The 19,004-nt window shown below is 66.0% G+C and carries 20 protein-coding genes and 1 tRNA gene; 5 read left to right on the top strand and 16 right to left on the bottom strand.

Features of this window, described 5'->3' with window-relative positions:
* Positions 1-83: 83 nt before the first annotated feature.
* The 3 genes from ACFWBU_RS15200 to ACFWBU_RS15190 all read right to left on the bottom strand — a co-directional run bounded on the left by ACFWBU_RS15200 (position 84) and on the right by ACFWBU_RS15190 (position 3,453).
* On the bottom strand, positions 84-536 hold the full coding sequence (locus tag ACFWBU_RS15200; protein ID WP_378528651.1) for an acyl-CoA thioesterase: 453 nt from the start codon (positions 534-536) through the stop codon (positions 84-86).
* Positions 529-2,202 (bottom strand): energy-dependent translational throttle protein EttA, encoded by a 1,674-nt coding sequence (gene ettA / locus ACFWBU_RS15195; RefSeq protein ID WP_169620458.1) that lies wholly within the window; start codon positions 2,200-2,202, stop codon positions 529-531. Before ettA ends, ACFWBU_RS15200 begins: the two co-directional genes overlap by 8 nt.
* A 72-nt stretch (positions 2,203-2,274) precedes the next feature.
* Positions 2,275-3,453 (bottom strand): S9 family peptidase, encoded by a 1,179-nt coding sequence (locus ACFWBU_RS15190; RefSeq protein WP_206036759.1) that lies wholly within the window; start codon positions 3,451-3,453, stop codon positions 2,275-2,277.
* Between the two features lie 83 nt (positions 3,454-3,536).
* On the opposite strand from ACFWBU_RS15190, the gene ACFWBU_RS15185 reads away from it, so the two are divergent.
* The gene (locus ACFWBU_RS15185; protein ID WP_378528650.1) at positions 3,537-4,382 is read left to right on the top strand and encodes a tryptophan-rich sensory protein; all 846 of its coding nucleotides are present in this window, start codon (positions 3,537-3,539) and stop codon (positions 4,380-4,382) included.
* Between the two features lie 30 nt (positions 4,383-4,412).
* Here the strand turns inward: ACFWBU_RS15185 and ACFWBU_RS15180 are convergent, their stop codons facing one another.
* Entirely contained in the window at positions 4,413-6,446 is a 2,034-nt protein-coding gene (locus tag ACFWBU_RS15180) for a cytochrome c oxidase assembly protein (protein ID WP_378528649.1), read from the bottom strand.
* 106 nt (positions 6,447-6,552) lie between these two features.
* Positions 6,553-7,170: a DUF4352 domain-containing protein gene (locus ACFWBU_RS15175; RefSeq protein ID WP_169620454.1), complete on the bottom strand. Its 618-nt coding sequence runs from the start codon at positions 7,168-7,170 to the stop codon at positions 6,553-6,555.
* 195 nt (positions 7,171-7,365) lie between these two features.
* Here ACFWBU_RS15175 and ACFWBU_RS15170 point away from each other — a divergent pair, with 195 nt between their 5' ends.
* The 4 genes from ACFWBU_RS15170 to ACFWBU_RS15155 all read left to right on the top strand — a co-directional run bounded on the left by ACFWBU_RS15170 (position 7,366) and on the right by ACFWBU_RS15155 (position 10,215).
* Positions 7,366-8,592 carry a sensor histidine kinase gene (locus tag ACFWBU_RS15170; protein WP_378528656.1) on the top strand — a complete coding sequence of 409 codons (1,227 nt, stop codon included), beginning with the start codon at positions 7,366-7,368 and terminating at the stop codon, positions 8,590-8,592.
* Between the two features lie 78 nt (positions 8,593-8,670).
* Positions 8,671-9,312, top strand: coding sequence for a response regulator (locus tag ACFWBU_RS15165; RefSeq protein WP_378528655.1), 642 nt, complete (start codon positions 8,671-8,673; stop codon positions 9,310-9,312).
* A gap of 96 nt (positions 9,313-9,408) precedes the next feature.
* Positions 9,409-10,089 (top strand): DedA family protein, encoded by a 681-nt coding sequence (locus ACFWBU_RS15160; protein ID WP_169620453.1) that lies wholly within the window; start codon positions 9,409-9,411, stop codon positions 10,087-10,089.
* Between the two features lie 49 nt (positions 10,090-10,138).
* Positions 10,139-10,215, top strand: a tRNA-Arg gene (locus ACFWBU_RS15155).
* On the opposite strand, the gene ACFWBU_RS15150 is transcribed toward ACFWBU_RS15155, so the two are convergent.
* The 11 genes from ACFWBU_RS15150 to ACFWBU_RS15100 all read right to left on the bottom strand — a co-directional run bounded on the left by ACFWBU_RS15150 (position 10,181) and on the right by ACFWBU_RS15100 (position 18,975).
* The gene (locus ACFWBU_RS15150; RefSeq protein ID WP_378528648.1) at positions 10,181-11,869 is read right to left on the bottom strand and encodes a recombinase family protein; all 1,689 of its coding nucleotides are present in this window, start codon (positions 11,867-11,869) and stop codon (positions 10,181-10,183) included. The two genes, ACFWBU_RS15155 and ACFWBU_RS15150, sit on opposite strands and share 35 nt — an antisense overlap.
* A 1-nt stretch (position 11,870) precedes the next feature.
* The gene (locus ACFWBU_RS15145; protein WP_378528647.1) at positions 11,871-12,521 is read right to left on the bottom strand and encodes an ImmA/IrrE family metallo-endopeptidase; all 651 of its coding nucleotides are present in this window, start codon (positions 12,519-12,521) and stop codon (positions 11,871-11,873) included.
* Between the two features lie 28 nt (positions 12,522-12,549).
* Positions 12,550-12,939 carry a helix-turn-helix domain-containing protein gene (locus ACFWBU_RS15140; protein ID WP_195052286.1) on the bottom strand — a complete coding sequence of 130 codons (390 nt, stop codon included), beginning with the start codon at positions 12,937-12,939 and terminating at the stop codon, positions 12,550-12,552.
* Between the two features lie 312 nt (positions 12,940-13,251).
* Positions 13,252-13,617, bottom strand: coding sequence for a hypothetical protein (locus ACFWBU_RS15135; protein WP_378528646.1), 366 nt, complete (start codon positions 13,615-13,617; stop codon positions 13,252-13,254).
* Between the two features lie 47 nt (positions 13,618-13,664).
* On the bottom strand, positions 13,665-14,666 hold the full coding sequence (locus ACFWBU_RS15130; protein ID WP_378528645.1) for a DNA-methyltransferase: 1,002 nt from the start codon (positions 14,664-14,666) through the stop codon (positions 13,665-13,667).
* Positions 14,663-15,442 (bottom strand): replication-relaxation family protein, encoded by a 780-nt coding sequence (locus ACFWBU_RS15125; protein ID WP_378528644.1) that lies wholly within the window; start codon positions 15,440-15,442, stop codon positions 14,663-14,665. The genes ACFWBU_RS15130 and ACFWBU_RS15125 overlap by 4 nt, the downstream gene beginning before the upstream one ends.
* 170 nt (positions 15,443-15,612) lie before the next feature.
* A complete protein-coding gene (locus tag ACFWBU_RS15120; protein ID WP_378528643.1) occupies positions 15,613-17,763 on the bottom strand; it encodes a type IV secretory system conjugative DNA transfer family protein in 2,151 nt (716 codons plus the stop codon).
* Positions 17,753-17,980, bottom strand: a complete 228-nt coding sequence (locus ACFWBU_RS15115) for a hypothetical protein (protein WP_378528642.1) — start codon at positions 17,978-17,980, stop codon at positions 17,753-17,755. The genes ACFWBU_RS15120 and ACFWBU_RS15115 overlap by 11 nt, the downstream gene beginning before the upstream one ends.
* Before the next feature lie 167 nt (positions 17,981-18,147).
* A complete protein-coding gene (locus ACFWBU_RS15110; RefSeq protein WP_378528641.1) occupies positions 18,148-18,345 on the bottom strand; it encodes a hypothetical protein in 198 nt (65 codons plus the stop codon).
* The gene (locus tag ACFWBU_RS15105) at positions 18,332-18,652 is read right to left on the bottom strand and encodes a hypothetical protein (protein ID WP_378528640.1); all 321 of its coding nucleotides are present in this window, start codon (positions 18,650-18,652) and stop codon (positions 18,332-18,334) included. Before ACFWBU_RS15105 ends, ACFWBU_RS15110 begins: the two co-directional genes overlap by 14 nt.
* 8 nt (positions 18,653-18,660) lie before the next feature.
* Positions 18,661-18,975: a hypothetical protein gene (locus ACFWBU_RS15100; protein WP_378528639.1), complete on the bottom strand. Its 315-nt coding sequence runs from the start codon at positions 18,973-18,975 to the stop codon at positions 18,661-18,663.
* Positions 18,976-19,004: the final 29 nt, after the last annotated feature.

Genomic DNA, 19,004 nt, shown 5'->3' with positions numbered 1-19,004 from the left:
CCGGACAAAACCGAGCGCCGCGGACGGGCCCGAGTTCGAGCCTATCCGCGGCGCCACAGGTTGGGGGCCGGACACGCGGGCTGTCAGCCCGGCGCCGCGACCCGGTACCGGTCGAGGACCTCACGTTCGAGATCGCTCAGCGGCCTCGACCGATCGGTGTGGACGTCGAACCCGACGAGAACAGCGTCCCCGTGGGCACACACCACCCCGTGCCGGTCGAGGATCGTGTGGCGCAGCGTGAACGACGAGGTACCCACGTGCAACACGGCGATCTCGACATCGAGCGGGCCCGACGCATCCTTGATGGGCCGCAGGAACTCGGCGTCCATCTTGCGGACCGCGACGACGCCGCGCCCCGAGAGGTGGCTGACCAGGAACTTGATCCGCGCTTCCTGCATGTACTCGACGACTTTGGTGTTGTTGACGTGACCGAGCCGATCGGAGTCGGCCCAGCGCACCTCGAGCGAACAACGGAACGGCTCGCCGACGGTGTTCGTCCCGACACCGTTCGGCTTCGTCTCCAGACGATCAGTCACGAGTGAGCTTCCGGTGGGTGACGCGGTGCGGACGTGCCGCATCCGCGCCGAGACGCTCGACCTTGTTGGCTTCGTACGCCTCGAAGTTGCCCTCGAACCAGAACCACTTGCCTTCCTCGACGTTGCCCTCCCAGGCGAGGATGTGGGTACAGGTGCGGTCGAGGAACCAGCGATCGTGGGAAATCACGACCGCGCAGCCCGGGAACTGCTGCAGCGCGTTCTCGAGCGAACTCAAGGTCTCGACGTCGAGGTCGTTGGTCGGTTCGTCGAGCAGGATCAGGTTGCCGCCCTCTTTGAGGGTCAGCGCGAGGTTCAGCCGGTTGCGCTCACCGCCGGAGAGCACGCCGGCCTTCTTCTGCTGATCCGGTCCCTTGAAACCGAACGCGCTGACGTACGCGCGCGACGGCATCTCGTTCTGCCCGACCTCGATGTAGTCCATGCCGCCCGACACGACTTCCCACACGTTCTTGGTGGGGTCGATGTTGGAGCGGTTCTGGTCGACGTAACTCAGCTTGACGGTGTCGCCCACCTTGACGGTGCCCGAATCCGGCTCCTCGAGACCCACGATGGTCTTGAACAGCGTGGTCTTACCCACGCCGTTGGGACCGATCACGCCGACGATGCCGTTACGCGGCAGGGTGAACGACAGGTCCTTGATGAGCACGCGGCCGTCGAAGCCCTTGTCGAGGTGTTCGACCTCCACGACGACGTTGCCCAGGCGCGGAGGCGTCGGGATCTGGATCTCTTCGAAGTCGAGCTTGCGGTGCTTCTCGGCTTCCGCTGCCATCTCCTCGTACCGTCCGAGGCGCGCCTTGCTCTTCGTCTGCCGGGCCTTGGACCCGGACCGGACCCACTCGAGCTCCTCCTTGAGGCGCTTCTGCAGCTTCTGGTCCTTCTTGCCCTGCACCTCGAGGCGCTCGGCCTTCTTCTCCAGGTACGTCGAGTAGTTGCCCTCGTACGGATGCAGCTTGCCGCGGTCGACCTCACAGATCCACTGCGCGACATGGTCGAGGAAGTACCGGTCGTGAGTGACGGCCAGGACGGCGCCGGGGTACGACGCGAGGAACTGCTCGAGCCAGAGCACGGACTCGGCGTCGAGGTGGTTGGTGGGCTCGTCGAGAAGCAGCAGGTCCGGCTTGCTCAGCAGAAGCTTGCACAGCGCGACACGGCGGCGCTCACCACCGGAGAGGTGCGTGACCGGCTCGTCCGGCGGCGGGCAGCGCAGCGCGTCCATCGCCTGTTCGAGCTGCGAGTCGAGATCCCACGCGTTGGCGTGATCGAGTTCCTCCTGGAGGACGCCCATCTCTTCCATCAGTTCGTCCGAGTAGTCCGTCGCCATCAGTTCGGCGATCTCGTTGAACCGGTCGAGCTTGACCTTGATGTCGCCGAGGCCCTCCTCGACGTTCTGCTTGACCGTCTTCTCCTCGTTGAGCGGGGGCTCCTGCAGGAGGATGCCGACCGTCGCGTCCGGATCGAGGAAAGCCTCACCGTTGCTGGGCTGATCCAAGCCCGCCATGATCTTGAGGATCGACGACTTTCCCGCGCCGTTGGGTCCCACGACGCCGATCTTCGCGCCCGGGTAGAAGCTCATGGTGACGTCATCGAGGATGACCTTGTCACCGTGCGCCTTGCGCACCTTCTTCATCGTGTAAATGAACTCCGCCATGACGACCAGCGTATCCGCCCCGGCGGGATAACCCACATCCTGCGCGTCGTCCCGCCCGAGGGGGACCTCCGATCAGCCCGCGAACAACTCCGCGACGAACGGTGTGGTGTCCGGAAGCGACGCCGCCATGGTCTCCGAATGCCCCGTGGGATAGGTGGCGAACCGGGGTTGCGCTCCCCCGGCCCACAGGTCCGCGACCAGCTTGACACTCAACGGCGCCGGCACGACCCGGTCGTCGAGGCCTTGGGCGAGAAACAGCGGCCGGTCGTAACCGTTCACCGGAACTCCCAGGTAATCGGACAGGGCCGCCGGGAACCGGTCGTCACCGAGCGGTCGGGCGAGCAGGTCCCCGATCCCGACGCCGGTGTAGCGCGCGAGCATCTCGTCGTAACACAGCGACTCCGCCGCATCGACGACTTCCCGCCCGAGACCGGTGAGATAGCCGTCGAGATCGAGTCCCGGATCCGCCTCGCGCAGCCCAGCGAAGATGAACGCTCCGAAGGCGGTCAGTCCGTCGAGCGGAAGATCCGGAAACTCCGGGAAGCCGATCGGGAAGACCAGTTCGAGATTCGACGGCGCCCCCGTCGTGAGTGTTCCGCGGAAGTCGAGTTCGGGCGCGCGATCGGTGGCGGTATTCGCCGTGTGCAGCGCCGCGTGCCCTCCTTGCGACTGCCCGACGACCACCCAGCGCTCCGACAGCGACGGCTCCACCGCGCGCGCCGCACGCACGAGATCGACGATGCTGTTCGCGGCGCTCTGCCCGTCGAGGTATCGATGCAGGCCGTCGGATCCGAGACCCGGGTAGTCGGCCGCGACGACGGCATATCCCTGATCGAGCCAATGCTCGAGGTAGGCGGTGTCGCGTTCACTCCGCGGATTACGGGAGGGGGCGCAGTCGTCGGCGAGACCGGTGGTGCCGTGTGCCCAGGCGACGACGGGCCGGCCGCCCGCGGGAGGTTCGCCGCCGGGTACGAACACCACCCCGGTGGCAGTCGCCGTCTCACCCGAGCGCCACTGCGTCGTGTACGAGAGCGCACGAGCCGAGGCGGCTCCCGGCAACGACAATCGGCTGTCGAGCGGGGCCTCCGACACCACCGCTCCGGGTGCCGGCTGTGCGTGCGCTGTACCGGAGACGGCAACGGGCGCTCCGACGGCAAGAAGACACGCGAGAAAACCCGCGATCACACTCCCGACACGTCCGTGCGATGTCGTCTCGTCCGTCCCCCTGCGCGCAGTCACAGCGAGCACCATACGTGCAAACCGGGCGGACGGTATCGAAGATCGGTGCGGAGAGATTCCGGTTGGATGAGCGCCGCGCCGGGCAACCTGTGTGTATGACATCACATTCCTCGACCTCGTCGCCTTCCGCCGTGGAGTCCAGGACCGGGCGGGACGTCGCACGCGTCGTCACGGTGGCGGTGAGCGCGGTGATCGCCGTCGCGGGCTCGTTTCTCGGCTCCGGCGCGGTCGCCGGGACGCCCGTCGCCGAAGCGGCGGGCGGAGCCCTCGCGGCGGATGCGACGTCCGTTGCCCCCGGCGGCGCCGCGTTTTCGATCTGGACGCTGATATATATCGGGCTGATCGCGCTGGCTGTGTGGCAACTGCTGCCCGCCCACCACACCGACCCGCGGCAACGCACTCTCGGCTGGTGGATCGCCGCGTCGATGCTTCTCAACGCATTGTGGATCGGGACGATCCAGATCGATCAGGTCGGCCTCAGCGTGGTGGTGATCGTCGCACTGCTCGCAGTCCTGGTTCGCGTTTTCCTCGGGCTCACGGCATCTGCTCCGTCGAGCCGCCTCGAGGCTGTCGTCGTCGACGGCACGATGTTCGTCTACCTGGGGTGGGTCGCGGTCGCCACGGTCGCCAACACCGCGGCGGCCCTGAACTCCGCGGACATCGATCCGTTCGGGTGGGGCGCCGACGTGTGGGCCGTGGTGATCCTCGCCGTGGTCGCGGCGGTGTCGGTGGTGGTCGCGTTCGCCGGGCACGGACGTCTCGCGGTTGCCGCCGCCATGGCCTGGGGTCTGGGCTGGATCGCGGTCGGCCGCACCGCCGACGACGGTTGGAACTCGACACCGGCGGCGGTTGCGGCGGTGGTCGCCGCGGTCGTGGCGGTGGTGGCCGCAGTTGCCGTGCGGATCGCCACCGAACGGGCCCGCACGCGAAAGCCCGTGTGAGACCCGGACCGCAGGCGCTCCCGCGGGCCGCTAGCGCGCTTCCTGGTCCCGGCGGGCCAACTCCGCGAACATCGCGTTGTGCGCGGCGAGGTCGGCGTCCTCGTCACGATCCGCGGCCCGATCCACCCGGCGCGCAGTCCGTGTATCGCTGCGCGACCACTGCACGAGCAATGCGAGCATGACGAGCACGAGCGGGATCTCACCCGCCGACCACGCGATACTGCCGCCGACCTTCTGGTCGTCGAACAAGTCGTAGTTCCACGGCAGCGCGAGACCGCGGTAGTACGACTCGGCCATCACCGTTCCCATGCTCATGAGGGTGACGCCGAAGAACGCGTGGAACGGCAGCGAACCGAAGACCATGCCGAGTTTCGTGACCGGCTGGAGGTCGCGTGGCGACGGATCGACGCCGATCACCACCCAGTAGAAGAGATAGCCACTCATCAGGAAGTGCAGATTCATCAGCACGTGCGCGGTGTGACTGTCGGCGAAGGTCTCGAAGATGCCACCGAGATACAAGGCGTAGAAACCGCCGACAAACATCACGGACGCGACGATCGGGTGAGTGAAGAACCGCGACGGCGGGCTGTGCAGGAATTCGAGAATCCACTCGCGGGGCCCCGGAGGAGCACCACGGCCGGCCGGCTTGAACGCGCGCAGCGCCAGGGTCATCGCACCGCCGAGTGCCAGGAGCACCGGGGCGAGCATCGACATGGCCATGTGCGCGCCCATGTGCACGCTGAACATCGCGGCGGAGTACATGCCGACACCCGACGACGTGGCGACCAGCAGCACGAAGCAACCGGAGAACCACGCGATGCTCCGGCCCACAGGCCAGGCGTCACCGCGCTTGCGCAGCGTCCACAGGCCGATGGCGTAGGCGACGGCCAGGACGATCGCGAGGGTGCCGAAGATGAGGTCGAATCGCCACTGCCCGAAGAACAGGTTGGCGAACGACGGGGGCACCTCGAGGTTGTATCCGAGGGCCACTTCCTGAACCGTGGGCACGGCATCCGGGGCCGGCGGCGGGGTGCGGCCCAACCCGACGGCCAGGCCCACCGTCGCGGCGAGGACGAACGACTCGACGGCGGCGAACCGGACGAGGGCACCCCGGCTGGTCGGATCGGCTTCGAGCGCCGGAAGTGCCCGTCGCCGCTGCATCCAGCCGAACAGCCCGAGCACTACCAGCGCCACGATCTTGGCGATCAGGAGCCTGCCGTACGTGGTTGTCGTGAGGTCGTCGAGCGAGACCCGCACTCCCGCGTTGATCACGCCGGTCACAGCCATGACCACGAACGCGAGACCGGCGACGAAGGAGAACCGTCGCGCCGCGACGTCGGTGTACGCGCCGCCGCGCCACGAATGCGCGAGAAGTGCGAACAGGCCACCGGCCCAGACCGACGCGGCCACGAGATGCAGCACCAGGCTGTTGGTGGCGAGGTCGTGCGATCCGCCCGAGGACGAGTGGCCCGTCAGGGCGACCGGCATCAATGCCACCAGCGACAGCAGAAGCAGATAGGGCACCCACGACCAGCGCACCGCCATCCGGATCAGCAGCGCGGTGATCAGGGCGAGCACCGTCGTCCACGCCCAGGCCGACGCGGTCTCCACCTGGCCGAGCGCACTGAACAGGTTCTCCGGCCGGAGCGCCTCGGTGAACGACGCGCCGGAGGTGTCGGACAGGGTCAGCGGCACGAGCAGCGCGGCCGTCGCGGCCCACACCACCGCCGCGACGCCTGCGGTCCGGACCGCGCGGTACCCGTCGACATCGAGGACACCGTTCTTCTGCGGCGGCACCAGGAACGCCGCGAAGAACAGCGAACCGATCGTGATCACGGTCGCGATTTCGGACACCGCACGAACGGCGGGCAGACCGTACGTGGTCAAGGCCCCCGGGTCCGGGATGCCGAGCAGCACCAGCGCCTGCGCGGCGGACGCGCCGACGATCAGTGCCGCGACGATGGCGGCGAGGATGCCGAAGAGGACGAACAAAACAGACGGGTTCCCGCGTCCGGACGCGGGCACTGAATGCTGCGCGTCGGACGCGAGCTCGGGTGCTGCCATGCCTACCAGGGTAGGACCTCCCGAACCGTAACTACGACGCCCCGTCGGACATCACTGTGACGGCCCGCCGGGGATCACTCCGACGGGCACGTATCGAACAGTCGGATCAGAGTGTCGAAACCCAGGCGAGCCGATCGGTCGACAGCGAGAACGTGTCCTCGAACAGGACGACGTACGTGCCGGGAGCGGCACCGGCCCGGGCGTCGAAGCACACGTTTCCGGTTGCGGCGCCGCCCGGCGCGAGGCGGCCCGAATTGAGCATCGGACGGTCGGCGCCGAAGGTGGAATTGCGGATCGCGCCGCCGGCGTCCTGCACATGCCAGTCCATGTATCCGTTGAAGTCGTTCTGGTCCGTTCCGACGTTGACGATCGTCACCTCGCTGCAGAGGTAGCTGCCCAGTACGGAGTCGATGAGCTGGAGCGGCCCGACGGTGTAGGCGAGATCGTCGCGGGTGATGGTGGCGCCGGCCACCGCGGCGGTGTCGTGGTCGAGCTTCCCGGAGAATTCCGGCCCCCGATCGGCCACTACCTCGTCGCCGGCGGGACCGGATGTGACGGTGGCCTCCTTCTCGCCGCCGACGCTGGAGACCACGGCGACCGAGCAGGCACCGAACAGGAGGACGGGCACCCCGACGACGATCCAGGGCCAGATCCGGCGCTTGGCGCGCGGCGGCTGTCCGGACGGGTTCTGGTTCGGGTCGGGGTACGAGATGGGGTGCGTCATCACACTTCTCCTCATTGGTCTGGGCTGGAGATGCGGAGCGGGCGGTGCCGCTCCTCCGGTGTGAACAGCTCACCCGAGTTGCCCGGTCCGGCACCTCGTCCGATCGGACGGACCACCTCCTCCTTTCGGACCGATCGCTGCGGACCGTTCGGACCATGTGGGTGTGCCACGCGATTGCGTAGCGTGCACCGAGTGATGGTTACTTCCGCTCAGGGTCTCCGGCGTCCGGTGTGGCGCCGGCGTGCCTGGACCACCGGTGCCGTGACACTGAGCCTGTTCTGCACGTTGCTGACCCTGGGACTGTCGTCGGACTCGAACACGGTTCCCGAATGGAACTTCGCACTCGGGTTCGTGCTCGGCCTGGTCGCAGCGTTTGCTCTGGTGTGGCGCCACTCGAGCCCCTGGACGGTGCTCGCCGTCACGCTCCTCGGACCTCTGCTGTTCTCCACCGACGCCACCGCCGCGCTCATCGCGCTGTACGCCGTCGTCAAATCGGAACGCAGCGGACGACTTGCCGGAGCCGCCGGTGCCGTCTTCGTCGCGTGCGGTATCTCACTCACGTACGACGCGCACCGCACCCGCGACAACTCGGTACTCACGATAGGCACGATGCGCCCGGAGGACACCGCACCCAAGCCGATGTGGGAGGTCGCCTGGTGGATCCCCTTGCTGGTCGCGGCGGCGCTCGTCACGGTCGTGGTGGTGCTCGCGCTGCTCGAGCAGACCCGCTCGCAGCTGACCGTCGCCGAACGCGTGCGCGACCGCGCGACGGCGAAGACGGAATCGATCCACGACGAGATGATCCGTACCGAGGAACGAACCCGGATCGCCCGCGACATGCACGACACGCTCGCCGCAGGACTGAGCCGAATCTCCCTGTTCGCGGGAGCACTGCAGGTCGGTGGGGCCGATGATCCGCAGAAGACAGCCAATACGGCCGCGATGATCCGCAGTACCGCGCACGAATCTCTCGACGAGCTCAAGAGCATCGTCGGGGTGCTTCGTGGGACGGCGGGCGCGTCGCGGACCAGCGGACATCAAGGGATAGATGCCGTGGCCGATCTCGTCCAGTCCGCGCGCGCGGCCGGGCTGCACACCGTCTTGTTCACCGATCTCCAGCCCGGTGACGTCGGAACCGTGTCCGGCCACGTGACGTACCGGGTGGTGCAGGAAGCCCTCACCAACGTTCAGAAGTACGCGTCGGACCAGACGGTGCGCATCACCATCACCGGCGCTGCCCACCAGGGCATCCGGATCGACGTGCGCAATGGGCTCAGTTCGTTGCCTCCGACCGTGCCCATCGGCTCGCGAGCGGGCCTGACCGGTCTCACCGAGCAGGCCCATCAGATCGGGGGCACGCTCCGGGCCGGGGTGGTGGGCTCCGAGTTCGTCGTGGACTGCTGGGTGCCCTGGTCGGCCTGACGGGGATTCTGTAAGGGACGGAGCACGCCTCGTGTCGGGGGCGGGTCCTAGGCTCGACCCGTGCCCGCTGCTGCCGAGATGATCACCGTGCTCGTCGTCGACGACGACCCCTTCGTTCGCCGAGGCGTCACCGACATCTTCGCCGCGACCGACGACATCGTGGTCGTGGCCGATGTCGACGACGGCGACCGGGTCCCCCACGCCGTCCACCGGTTTTCACCGCACGTGGTGCTGATGGATCTGAAGATGCGCCGAGTGGGCGGCCTCGAGGCGACCCGGCAACTCATGTCGATGCCCCACCCTCCCCGCGTGATCGCCATGACGGCGATGGACGTCGACGATCTCGTGGTGCAGGCCGTCGCTGCCGGCGCGCACAGTTTCCTGAGCAAGGACGAGCCGCCGCAGACGTACCATCAGTCGGTGCGGGCGGTTGCTGCCGGGAACACACTGTTCAGCGCCGACTCGCTGCGCCGCATCGTGGCGCACCACCACGCGGCAACCCCGGCGCCCGCGGTGACGGACCTCACTCGACTGTCCGAGCGGGAGCGCGACGTGCTGCGCGTGCTGGCCACCGGAGCGTCCAACGCCGATATCGCGGGCCGCTTGTTCCTGAGCGAAACGACTGTCAAGACGCACCTTTCGGCGGTCTTCACCAAACTCGGAACCCGCAATCGAGTGGAGGCGGCTCTGGCCGCGTTCCGGGCCGGACTGGTCGCCTGAGTCCGTCGGGGCGTCGCAGTCGTTCCCACTTCCGCCCCGACCGCATACCGTGGGGTGAGCACGTGCGCGATACCGACGGGAGCACACCACCAGCCCATGGATGTGATCAACGAATTCATCACCGGTCAGGCGGCTGCGCTGTGGGTCTACCCGCTGCTTTTCGTGGTGTGCACCGTCGACGGGTTCTTCCCGCCGGTCCCGAGCGAGACGGTGCTCGTCACGCTGGCGTCGCTGTCGGGTTCGACGGGTCGGCCGTACCTCGCCGCGATCATCGTCATCGCAGCGGTCGGGGCGATCCTCGGAGACAACATCGCGTACACGATCGGACGACGGGCCGGCACGGACCGGTTCCGGTGGATGCGCAGCCCGAAGGGCAAGGCCGCATTCGCGTGGGCCCGCCGCGGGCTGGACAAGCGCGGCGCGGCGGTCATCCTCACCGCCCGGTACATCCCGATCGGCCGTATCGCCGTGAACATGACGGCCGGCGCCACTCGATACCCCCGCAAGAAGTTCGTGCCGCTGACCATCCTCGGCGGCATCACCTGGGCTCTGTACTCGTCGCTGATGGGCAGGCTCGTCGGTGGCTGGTTCGAATCCCAGCCGTTGCTCGGCGCAGTGATCTCCGTCTGTGTCGCGGTGGTCCTGGGGATCGGGATCGACCATGTGCTGCAGAGGGTCAAGGGCGGCGAGGTGGACATTCCGCGCGTCTCCCCGCCGGGGAACGGCACCGCACCGGAGGCCCAGGAGGACAACCCCGGCTCCGCGCGCAACGCGTAGAGGGGTACCCGCACACGGCTGGCCGCCGAGCCGTTAAGATTCTGGCCGCGCCTCCGTAGCTCAGTTGGATAGAGCAAGAGCCTTCTAATCTCTAGGTCGCAGGTTCGATTCCTGCCGGGGGCACCAGAATTAGTTCATTCAAACCTTCGTCCCAGGACGAAGGTTTGTTGTTTCTGCTCATTACCTCGGCTAACGCCGGTGCACATGGTTCGGCGGACCCCGTTACCCGTTCTTCAGTGTCGCCGATAGCTACGGGACCGGCGAGTGTCTTGAATGGCTCCTGCAGCGTAACCCGCACATCGTCGTCCTCGACGTAGATCTTCTCGAAGAATGCCTGGTTGTAAAGTCGACGCACGTGCGGACCAGCGGCCAAGTAGCCCCGGTAGCAGTGGGTCGCGTAGTCCAGCGCCCGCTGTAGGTTGGCTTCGACGTCGTCGATTGCCACGTTGGCAGCCGATAGCCGCTCCTCGATGGCCCCCAGTTGGCGAGCGATACGGTCCTGCTCACTCTTGAGTTGGTCAAGCGGCACAGCCCCGGCGTAGTGGGCCTGAAGCAGTCGGGTGCGCTCGGCCAGGAGCCGCTCTTTCTGGGTGGTGAGGTCCCGCCCTTCAGCCTCGATGCCCGCTCGCGTGGCCGCGATTTCGGCCCGCAGGCGGGTTTCGATTTGGAGCCGCACCTCCGGATCGAGCTGGATCGTCCGATAGGCATCCTCGACCAACTCTTCGACAACTGAGATGAGCACGGCCTTGCGCATGCAGCCGTTGCTCTTACTGTGGCGTCCTAGACAGATGAAGTAGGGGTAAAGCGTGCCGTAGCGGTTCTTGGACATCGTCACGATCAACCGGCTGCCACAGCCGCCGCAGAAGACACTCGACTTGAGGTAGTGCGGGTGCTCGCGGGAGCGCTCCCCCGTAGCCCGAGCGTCAAGCACCTCCTGGACCCGTGTCCACGTCGCGTCGTCAATCAGCGGCTGATGCCGACCCGGGTACTGGACGCCGCGGTAGGTCACCTCGCCTTTGTAGTACGGCGCCCGCAGGATCTTGTGTACTGAGTTGAGGGCAAGCGGCCCGCCCGGGGATCGTGTGGTGGGGCGCGAGGTGAGGCCCCGCGCTTCCAAGGCGCCAGCCAGGCGGCGTAGCGTCCAGTCCCCTGTCGCATACGCCTGGAAGGCCCAGGTGATGAGCGGGGCCCGGTCTGGATCGACAGCGACGGTGCGCACCTCGCGGCCTTCAGCGTTCAAGGCGGCGACGTTACGGTAGCCAAGCGGGGCTTTGCCGGGGGTGCCGCCGGTCTTGGCCTTCTGCTCCATCCCCTTGAGAACCTCGGTCGCCAAGTTGCGTGAGTAGAACTCAGCAATCGAGCTCATGATGCCGTGCAGCAGCATGCCGGAAGCCGTCTCATCGATATTCTCCATGGCCGAGACCAGCGTGGCGCCGCTCTTACGAATGGCGAGATTGATCTCGACATCATCGACGCGGTTGCGTGCCAGGCGATCCACCTTGTGTACCAGGACGTAATCGACGGGGTTTGCCGCGATGAAGCGCAGGAGCTTTTGGAGTTCCGGTCGATCCGCCGAGCGGGCTGATTCGCCGCGGTCAACGAACTCTTCCAGGACCACCGCTCCAATGGCCGTGGCCTTGCGGCGGTTGGCTTCGCGTTGTGCCGGGATTGAGTAGCCTTCCGGATCGCCATCCCGCTCGGCCTGCTCCTTAGTCGACACCCGGATGTAGGACACCGCCACCGCGGGGTCTGCCGGGTCGGTGCGTTGCGGGACGTTCATGTCAGGCTCCTTGCAGGGCCGGCGCGGCCCGGTAATAGCGGACTGTGGCGGTAGCGGTGGATGAGAAGCGGGGCGGACGGCAGCGGGCGGTGCGCTCAACTAAGCCGGTCTGGGCGAGACGGACCGCGATAGCTTGCTCCGATACCTGAAAATGGCGGGCGAGGTCGCGCGGACGCTGCAGGCCGTTGCCCCAAGCGCGTTTAAGGAGGCGCCGCGGCACCAGGAGGCAGCCCGCGAAGTAGTCGGCAGCTTGCTCGGCTTGGTCAGCTGCGGACACGGTGCGCGAGCCGGCATACAGTCGGCTAGCTGCACCGTGGTCGATAATGTGCTTGTACTCATGAGCCAGGGTGAAGCGCTGACGGGTGAAGCTCTCGGCACGGTTGAGCTGAATGATCCAGGCGTGGCCGTTCCAGAAGCTCGCCCCGGATACGGGCGCCTCGACGTACTCGATCTGGAGCTTCGGCAGCTCGGCAATCAGTTCGCTCGGTGTTGGTCCGTCGCTGATGCGGTGGAGCTCCAGCAGGCGGTTGGCGTGCAACTCGGCAATGCGTAGCGCCTCGGCAAAGGTGATGTGGTTGCGGGCAGGAATCACTGTGCGCAAGGAGGCCAGGACGCTGCGGTTCTCGTAGTGGTTGGCGTTGAGGTGGGTCATGGCGTCTCCTTTCACAGTGAATCGTTAGTTATTCGTCTTGCCCGGTCGACGGGCCAGCGGTGTGATCAAACGTAATGCCGTGCCGCTCGGCGACAGCGGCGAAGTGTTGCTCAATCTCGCGCACAGCATCAGCAGGCATGTCCTTGTACTTAGTGCGCAGGTACGGGGTCAGGGTGGGCAGTTCACCTTCGGGAATCCAGTCGGCGGCGGCAAAGAGGTCGGCGACGGGCAGCTCCAGCGCTGCAGCGATGGCACGTAAATTGTCGGGACGAGGTTGGGGAATTTCGCCTAGTTCGAGCCGGGTGACGGTCGCTTTGGCGACGTCGGCCCGTCGAGCGATTTCGCTAGCCGAGAGGCCGAGTTCACCACGTCGCGTGCGTAAGGTCTGCGCCAGTTTAAATGCTTGTTCTGGATTCATATTTCTTCCTCTCCAATTTCTATTCTTATGGTATTTCTCCCGTTCAATTCATTCAACGATTTTAGACATTTCCACAACGCAGAATGCAACAAAAGGAGAGGATCGCCTTAATTACGGGACGCATTTCAGTGGTGCGTAGCCGGTGGATGCCTATGGTCCTCTCGTCATCCGCCCCCCTCCTGGGACGCCCCGCTGTCGTGCGTAGTTGATAGATGGACGACGGGAGCAGGCAGTGAGGGAAACCTCGACCTGCCACTCCCGCCGTCCGCTCCCCTAGTGGGGAACACCGGGCTGACCGGGTGGGGTCAGACGTCAGCCGGCACTCTCACCCGCCCCTTTCCGGCTGGGACGCGTCGAGCTTGGAGACGTCGCGTCGGGCGCAAACAAGGCAGCGATCGCCTCGCGGCGCAGGGCGGCCTCGCGTTCGATGTCAGCGAGCGCCGTATCGGCCTTATTGGCAAGCTCCGGGGCGGACTTAGCGGCCTCAATATGAGCAACTAAGGCGGCCCGGAACTCGTCGGTGATGGTGCTGCCGCGCAGCTGGGCTATCAGACTCAGCTGGGCGTGCATTTCCGGCTCCAGCCGGATGGCCAGCGTCTTCACGCCGCCACCTTTGTTGGTTGGTTCGTCCGGAGCGGACATGGCTACCTCCTCGGTGTTGGTGCGGCTGGTGAACATCGGGATGATGCTCACTGCAACCGCAGGGCACCGACGAGGTCGTCCGACTAGCCAGCCGCGTGGTGGGGTTTGGCGCGGATCCGGGCCTCCGCCAGGGCGGCGAACTCACCGCTCAGTTCAATCCCGAGCCAGTCGCGCTGCAGCTGCTTAGCAGCCACCGCCGTACTCCCGCTCCCAATGAAGGGGTCGAGCACCAGGCCCGGTTCCCGTCCGGCGTTGCAGCCGCAGTCTGGTCCCAAGGCGGCGCGGGTGGCAGTGCCCCCAAGGGCGCGGATGGTCCGGCGGCGCCAAGGGATATGGCAGCGTACGCAACGGGCTTCCGGGCAGCCTGCTTGAATGGCGCGGGCAGCGAGGCTCACGGGATAGGTGGCATGGTGGTCGCTGCGGAAACTGCTGGTAGCGAGCTGCCAAACGTCACCAGGGTTCTTGCCGAGCGGGTGCCCGACTCGTCCTGCTGCCTTCATCTTGGCCAAGCCCGAGGCGTCATCACCATTAGGACCGCGCCAGGCTTCGCGCGGCCGCCTCGTCACGGCAGGCTTTCGGTGCGTCGGCTGGGATCGATGCGGCACGCGGATGGCATCGAGGTCAAAGAAGTAGCGCGGCGCGCGAGCCAGTACGTAGATGACCTCGTAGGTACAGGACAGTCGGTCGCGGACACTGGTCGGCATCGGGTTGGTCTTTGCCCAGATGATCTTGTTACGCACGATCCAGCCCTCGGCCTGCAGCGCCAGTACGAGCCGTTCGGGGGCCAGAGTCAGACTCTTAGCGGGCGCGCCTTGGTCGGTATGCGTGGCGTAGGTATCCCCGACGTTCAACCAGACGGTGCCGGTGGGCACGAGAACACGCCGAATCTCACGACTCACCGCCGCCAGGGCAGTCACCCAGTCGTCGACGTGAGGTTCCAAGCCGAGTTGCCCGTGGGCGCCGTAGTCGCGTAACCGGAAGTACGGCGGGCTGGTCAGAACCATGTCGACGCTCTCACTGGGCAGGGTGCGCAGGCGGTCAAGCGCGTCACCGACCAGCACCTGGTTGCGAGGCACCGAGCTCACGGAGTGCCTCCGGCGACAAGTGCGGGCAACTCACCGGGTGCGAGCACTCGGAATAGTTCGGTCGGCAAGCTTCGCTCGTTGGCAATGGCGGCGGTAAGAGCCGCGCGCCGACTCGCTTCTCTGATCAGCCAGACCACAATCGGGAAGACGCCGCTGGTCTGCTGCTCGACGCCGCTGCGGCGATAGGTCTCGTACTCGGCGCATTTGGCTAGCAGTCGCGGCAGGCTTTCGGTGCCAAGGTCCACCTCAAAGAACCAGCTGTCTTCAAACTCACTGGTTGCCGTGACGGCATAGAGGTCCGGCTTCAGGGTACTGAGGCCCCCGCCAAGGTGCGGATACCGGCGATGGCAATCCGGTTCCGTTGCTACTTGCAGTAGCTCGATTGCCCCGCTAGAGGCAGCCTGCCGCAGCTGCAGGTGCAGGTCGGCCACGGCCAGGGTGTGCTGCAGGAAATGTAGCGACGGTTCGAAGCTACGCCGCCGCGGACGCGCGCTGGACGACTGGCGAAGTAGTCGGTCGCCGACCGCGTCAAGGTGCCAGACGAAGGAGGCCGACCCGGCGCGGACACCTCCGACTCGACGCTGGACGGTTGCCAGGAGGCGGTCACGACGCAGCCGCGCCAGCACACGCCGACAGACGCGGGCTGCTGACAGGTCGCTGGTGTGATCGGTGAAATGGAAGGCTTGGACTTGCCTTGTGGTCAGGAAGCGGTGGGCGGCCACGGTGCCAAGAATGGCCCAGTCCCGGTCCGACAGGGAGTCACGAATGACGGCCACCCGGCGGCGCCCAACGCGGCGGCCGACCGAAGAGGAGAGACGAGACGAATCGTCACGAGTCGGCACCCCTAATGCACCGGATTTCGTCCCCACCTGCGAGGACGCCTCCCCGGTCGACCACCCGACCGGATGGCCGGCCGGTACACCGTCACCTGGGGCAGTTCGGCCCGTCATGACGTCCCCCGGCGGCGGCGTCCTAAGGCTGGTTCATCTGGTGGCACGTCGAGATGCAGAAGCTCGGCAAAGCTGGCTTCAATGGCAGCGCGCGGTTGCCCGAAGCGATCCCGGGACCGAGCCCGAATGTCAGTCGGATTACTACTTGGCGGCGGTGCGGGCAGTGTCATGCCCGAGGCCCACGGCTGAGCGGCGTTATCCCGTAGCAAGCTGGCGTAGACGTGATACGCCGGGAGTGCCGTGAAGTCCTCCGGACTGAGGACGGACTGCCCAGTGCACATCGCCTTGGCATCGGCGGCACTGAGCTGAAAACAGATTCGCGACCGCGCGTTGGCTTCAAAGGCGGCCCGCATTGCCGGGGACAGCTGGTCACGGTACTGGTGGGCTAGATGGAAGCCGGCGCCAAGACTGCGGGAGGTGGCCAGAGCGTCCGAGAGATCTGTCGGCAGGTGCAGGTAGTCCTGGACCTCGTCGATGTAAACCATCACTGGCGGCCGCTGATGCGCGGGAACAGCGGCCCGCTCACGGATTGCTTGCCATAGTTCGGCCAAAATCAGGGCGCTGAGCAGCTGTGCGGCCTCCGGGCCGAGGACACCCTTTTGGAGCGGGACTAGCAGGATCTTGCCCTCGGTCAGAACCTGACGCAGGTTGAAACGTGGACGGCGTTGGCCCAGGGCGGCGCGTAGCCCTGGTTGCAAGAGGGGGCGCAGCTTGTTTTGCAGTGGGGCCACGATTTGGCTGCGGGCCTCGTCGGACAGCCCCTCAAACCACTGCCAGAACGGGCCGGCTGCAATCGGGTCGTCACGCAGGGCGTGGGCCGTGGCTGCGCGCCGGAAGCCATGATGTGTCAGCAGCAACGGCAACATCACCAGGCTGGCGTCATCTCGCCGCGCCAACACGGTCAGGGCATTTTGCAGAATGTCGGCACTGCGTGGCCCGAGGGCGTCACCGTGGAGCGCATGCAGGACACCGAACACAGCGTCGGCACCGAGTTCGGGACGACGGCCGGCCGTCCGCATCAGCGGATTAATGCCGACCGGTGCCGTGTCGAGCGGATCGAACACCACCACGTCATCGCGGCGCTCCGCCGGTATACAGGCCAATGCGTCGCGAACTAGATCCTTCGGTTCGATCACCACCACGGGACGTCCGGCTTGCATATCGCTGACGATGAGGTTGAGGAGCAATGTCGATTTGCCGGTGCCGTTAGGACCCAGTACCCAGGTGTGCCGCAACGCATCTGTGACGCCATAGCCCAACTGCCCACTGACGCCCGGCGCCGTCGCCTGGGCAACGATCCGATCGTGCGAACTGGCGAGCAGCCGAGGACGGACCGGGCGAGGATGGCGCGGGGGCAGGCCAGGCAGTTCGCGGTCGTCGTCACTAATTGGCCAGCCAAGTAGCGGGCCGACCTCCTGAATGTTGAGCTGTAGTGGCCAGCGCCAGGGCGCGCGGGCGGTATTGAGGCCGCGTGGGTGTTCGGCAGTGATGGCAACCTGCACACCCGGGCTCTCTGCCGTACTCAGCGCGCCGAGCAGTTCGAGTAACAGAGTCTGGCGACGATCAGCAGTGACGGCGACCGCGCCCAAGCGAATGGTGAGGGCGAAGCCATGCTGGCCGCGTTTGGCCTTGATCGCGGCGCGCCGGTCGGCGTCGCGTTCAGTCAGTACGCCATAGCGCAACTTTTCGGTCCACGTTTGGTGGGCAGCGAGCTGTGTCGTCGGCACGGCCTGCGGGAACTTGCGGGGACCCAGGAGGGCCTGAATGACGAGCTGCTCGCTAGGCCGAACCCCAGAGAGCGCACTGAGGACCGCGCGCGTCGTGGCAGCGACGTCAGCAGGGCGCACAGCACGGTCACGATTCGTCAGGCGAATCCGGCGGACGGTTTGGACTGCTGTCCGTGGGTCCTTGCGGTCAATCACCAGGGCACCAGGCACGAGCTGCTCAATATGGCGGCGCAGGATGGCGTGATAGGCCTCCGGCGTCCCCGCCAGATAGCGCACACCCCTATGGTCGGCGCGGGCCTCCAGCGCAATCGGTGGGGTGAGACGATCAGTGGCGAGTCGCCGCAGGAGTCCGAGCGCGGTCTCCTCGGTTAGCACCGGCGGCCAGATAATCTCCTGCCACAGCAATCGGTCACTCGTCATCGGAGACCTCGTGGCTCGGCATGTTTTTCGCTGAGGGCGCCGGGTCGACAGCCGCTATAGCCTGGGCCGCCGCCTCGGCTTCAGCCTCAGCCAGCGCCTGAGCAATGACGGCGCGGCTCAATTTACGCAGATCGGGCGGTTGCCGCCGAATGGTGCGAATCGAGATACGGCGCTCGCGGCGTGCCTTCCCTGCATTTACTTTTCGTGTTCGTGACATGACTACACCTCCTTTTCTATGAATTGCCGCTAAGCGTTCAATTCGTTGATCGATTCTGTGTCTAGTGTGCGTTCAATTGATTGAACAGTCAATCACTTGCGCTCATTTCACAACAGCGACAGGAACAGCATTTCTCAAGGATGAATTGCTAATGTTTCTGAGCTGTCTTACCAGCGTCCGTGGTACCAGCGCCGTGCCGCAATAAGGCCGCTGCCAATAGCCAGTACACCGATCGCCGCCACTAAAAACGGCAGCAGCATCCGCAGGATTTGCACCGCGCAGTAAAGGGCGATAACCCCCACGAGCAGGCCGATGCACGCGCCGACCAGCCGATCGATCCACGACCGGGGATCACTGGAGCTCATTTTTGCCGCCACCGTTCGGGGGCGCCCCGGCGTTGATGTCCAGGATGAGCCGTGTCATATCAGCCTGCGCCTGCAGGGCGGCCGCCTCCAGACGGAGGACTGCGGACGTCGTTTGCTGCTGGATGCGGGCAACCTCACTCAAGACGCCGGCACACTGCCCTTGCGATTGATACCAGCGCTGGACAGGCTCGACTACCCATAGGCGCAGCACCTGGTAAAGAAGCCAGGCGGCGGCGAGGAAGGCCATCACCGCCAGGGCTAGAACCAGCCCAGCCCCGACGAAGATGGCGAAAAGGATGACGGCCATGACGACTGTCAGCCCGAGAGGAAGAACTGGGTGAGTTCCACGCCGACACAGCCGGCGTACTGGGCAGCAATCGGAGTCAGCTGCATGCGCAGCTCCGGATCGCCCGCGCTGAGAAGGTCAGCTTGGCGGTAGAGCATGGCGGTGGATTGCATGCCAACATTCGCGACCATGGCAGCCGCCTGCAGGCTGGTCGCACCAACAATGCCGCGGGCAATCTCAGCGTTCTGACGGCGGGCAAGATCCCGTTCTTCCACGCGTGTAAAGCTGGCGCGCGCTCCGCCCGCTTGAAGTGGTTGGTCTGGACGCGGGATGAGGTTTGTCATGTCATCGCCTCTTGTCTTGAAGGGGTGGG

The organism is Rhodococcus sp. NPDC060084 (assembly GCF_042730335.1).
GTDB lineage: Bacteria > Actinomycetota > Actinomycetes > Mycobacteriales > Mycobacteriaceae > Rhodococcus.
This window is presented reverse-complemented; position numbering and strand designations above follow the sequence as displayed.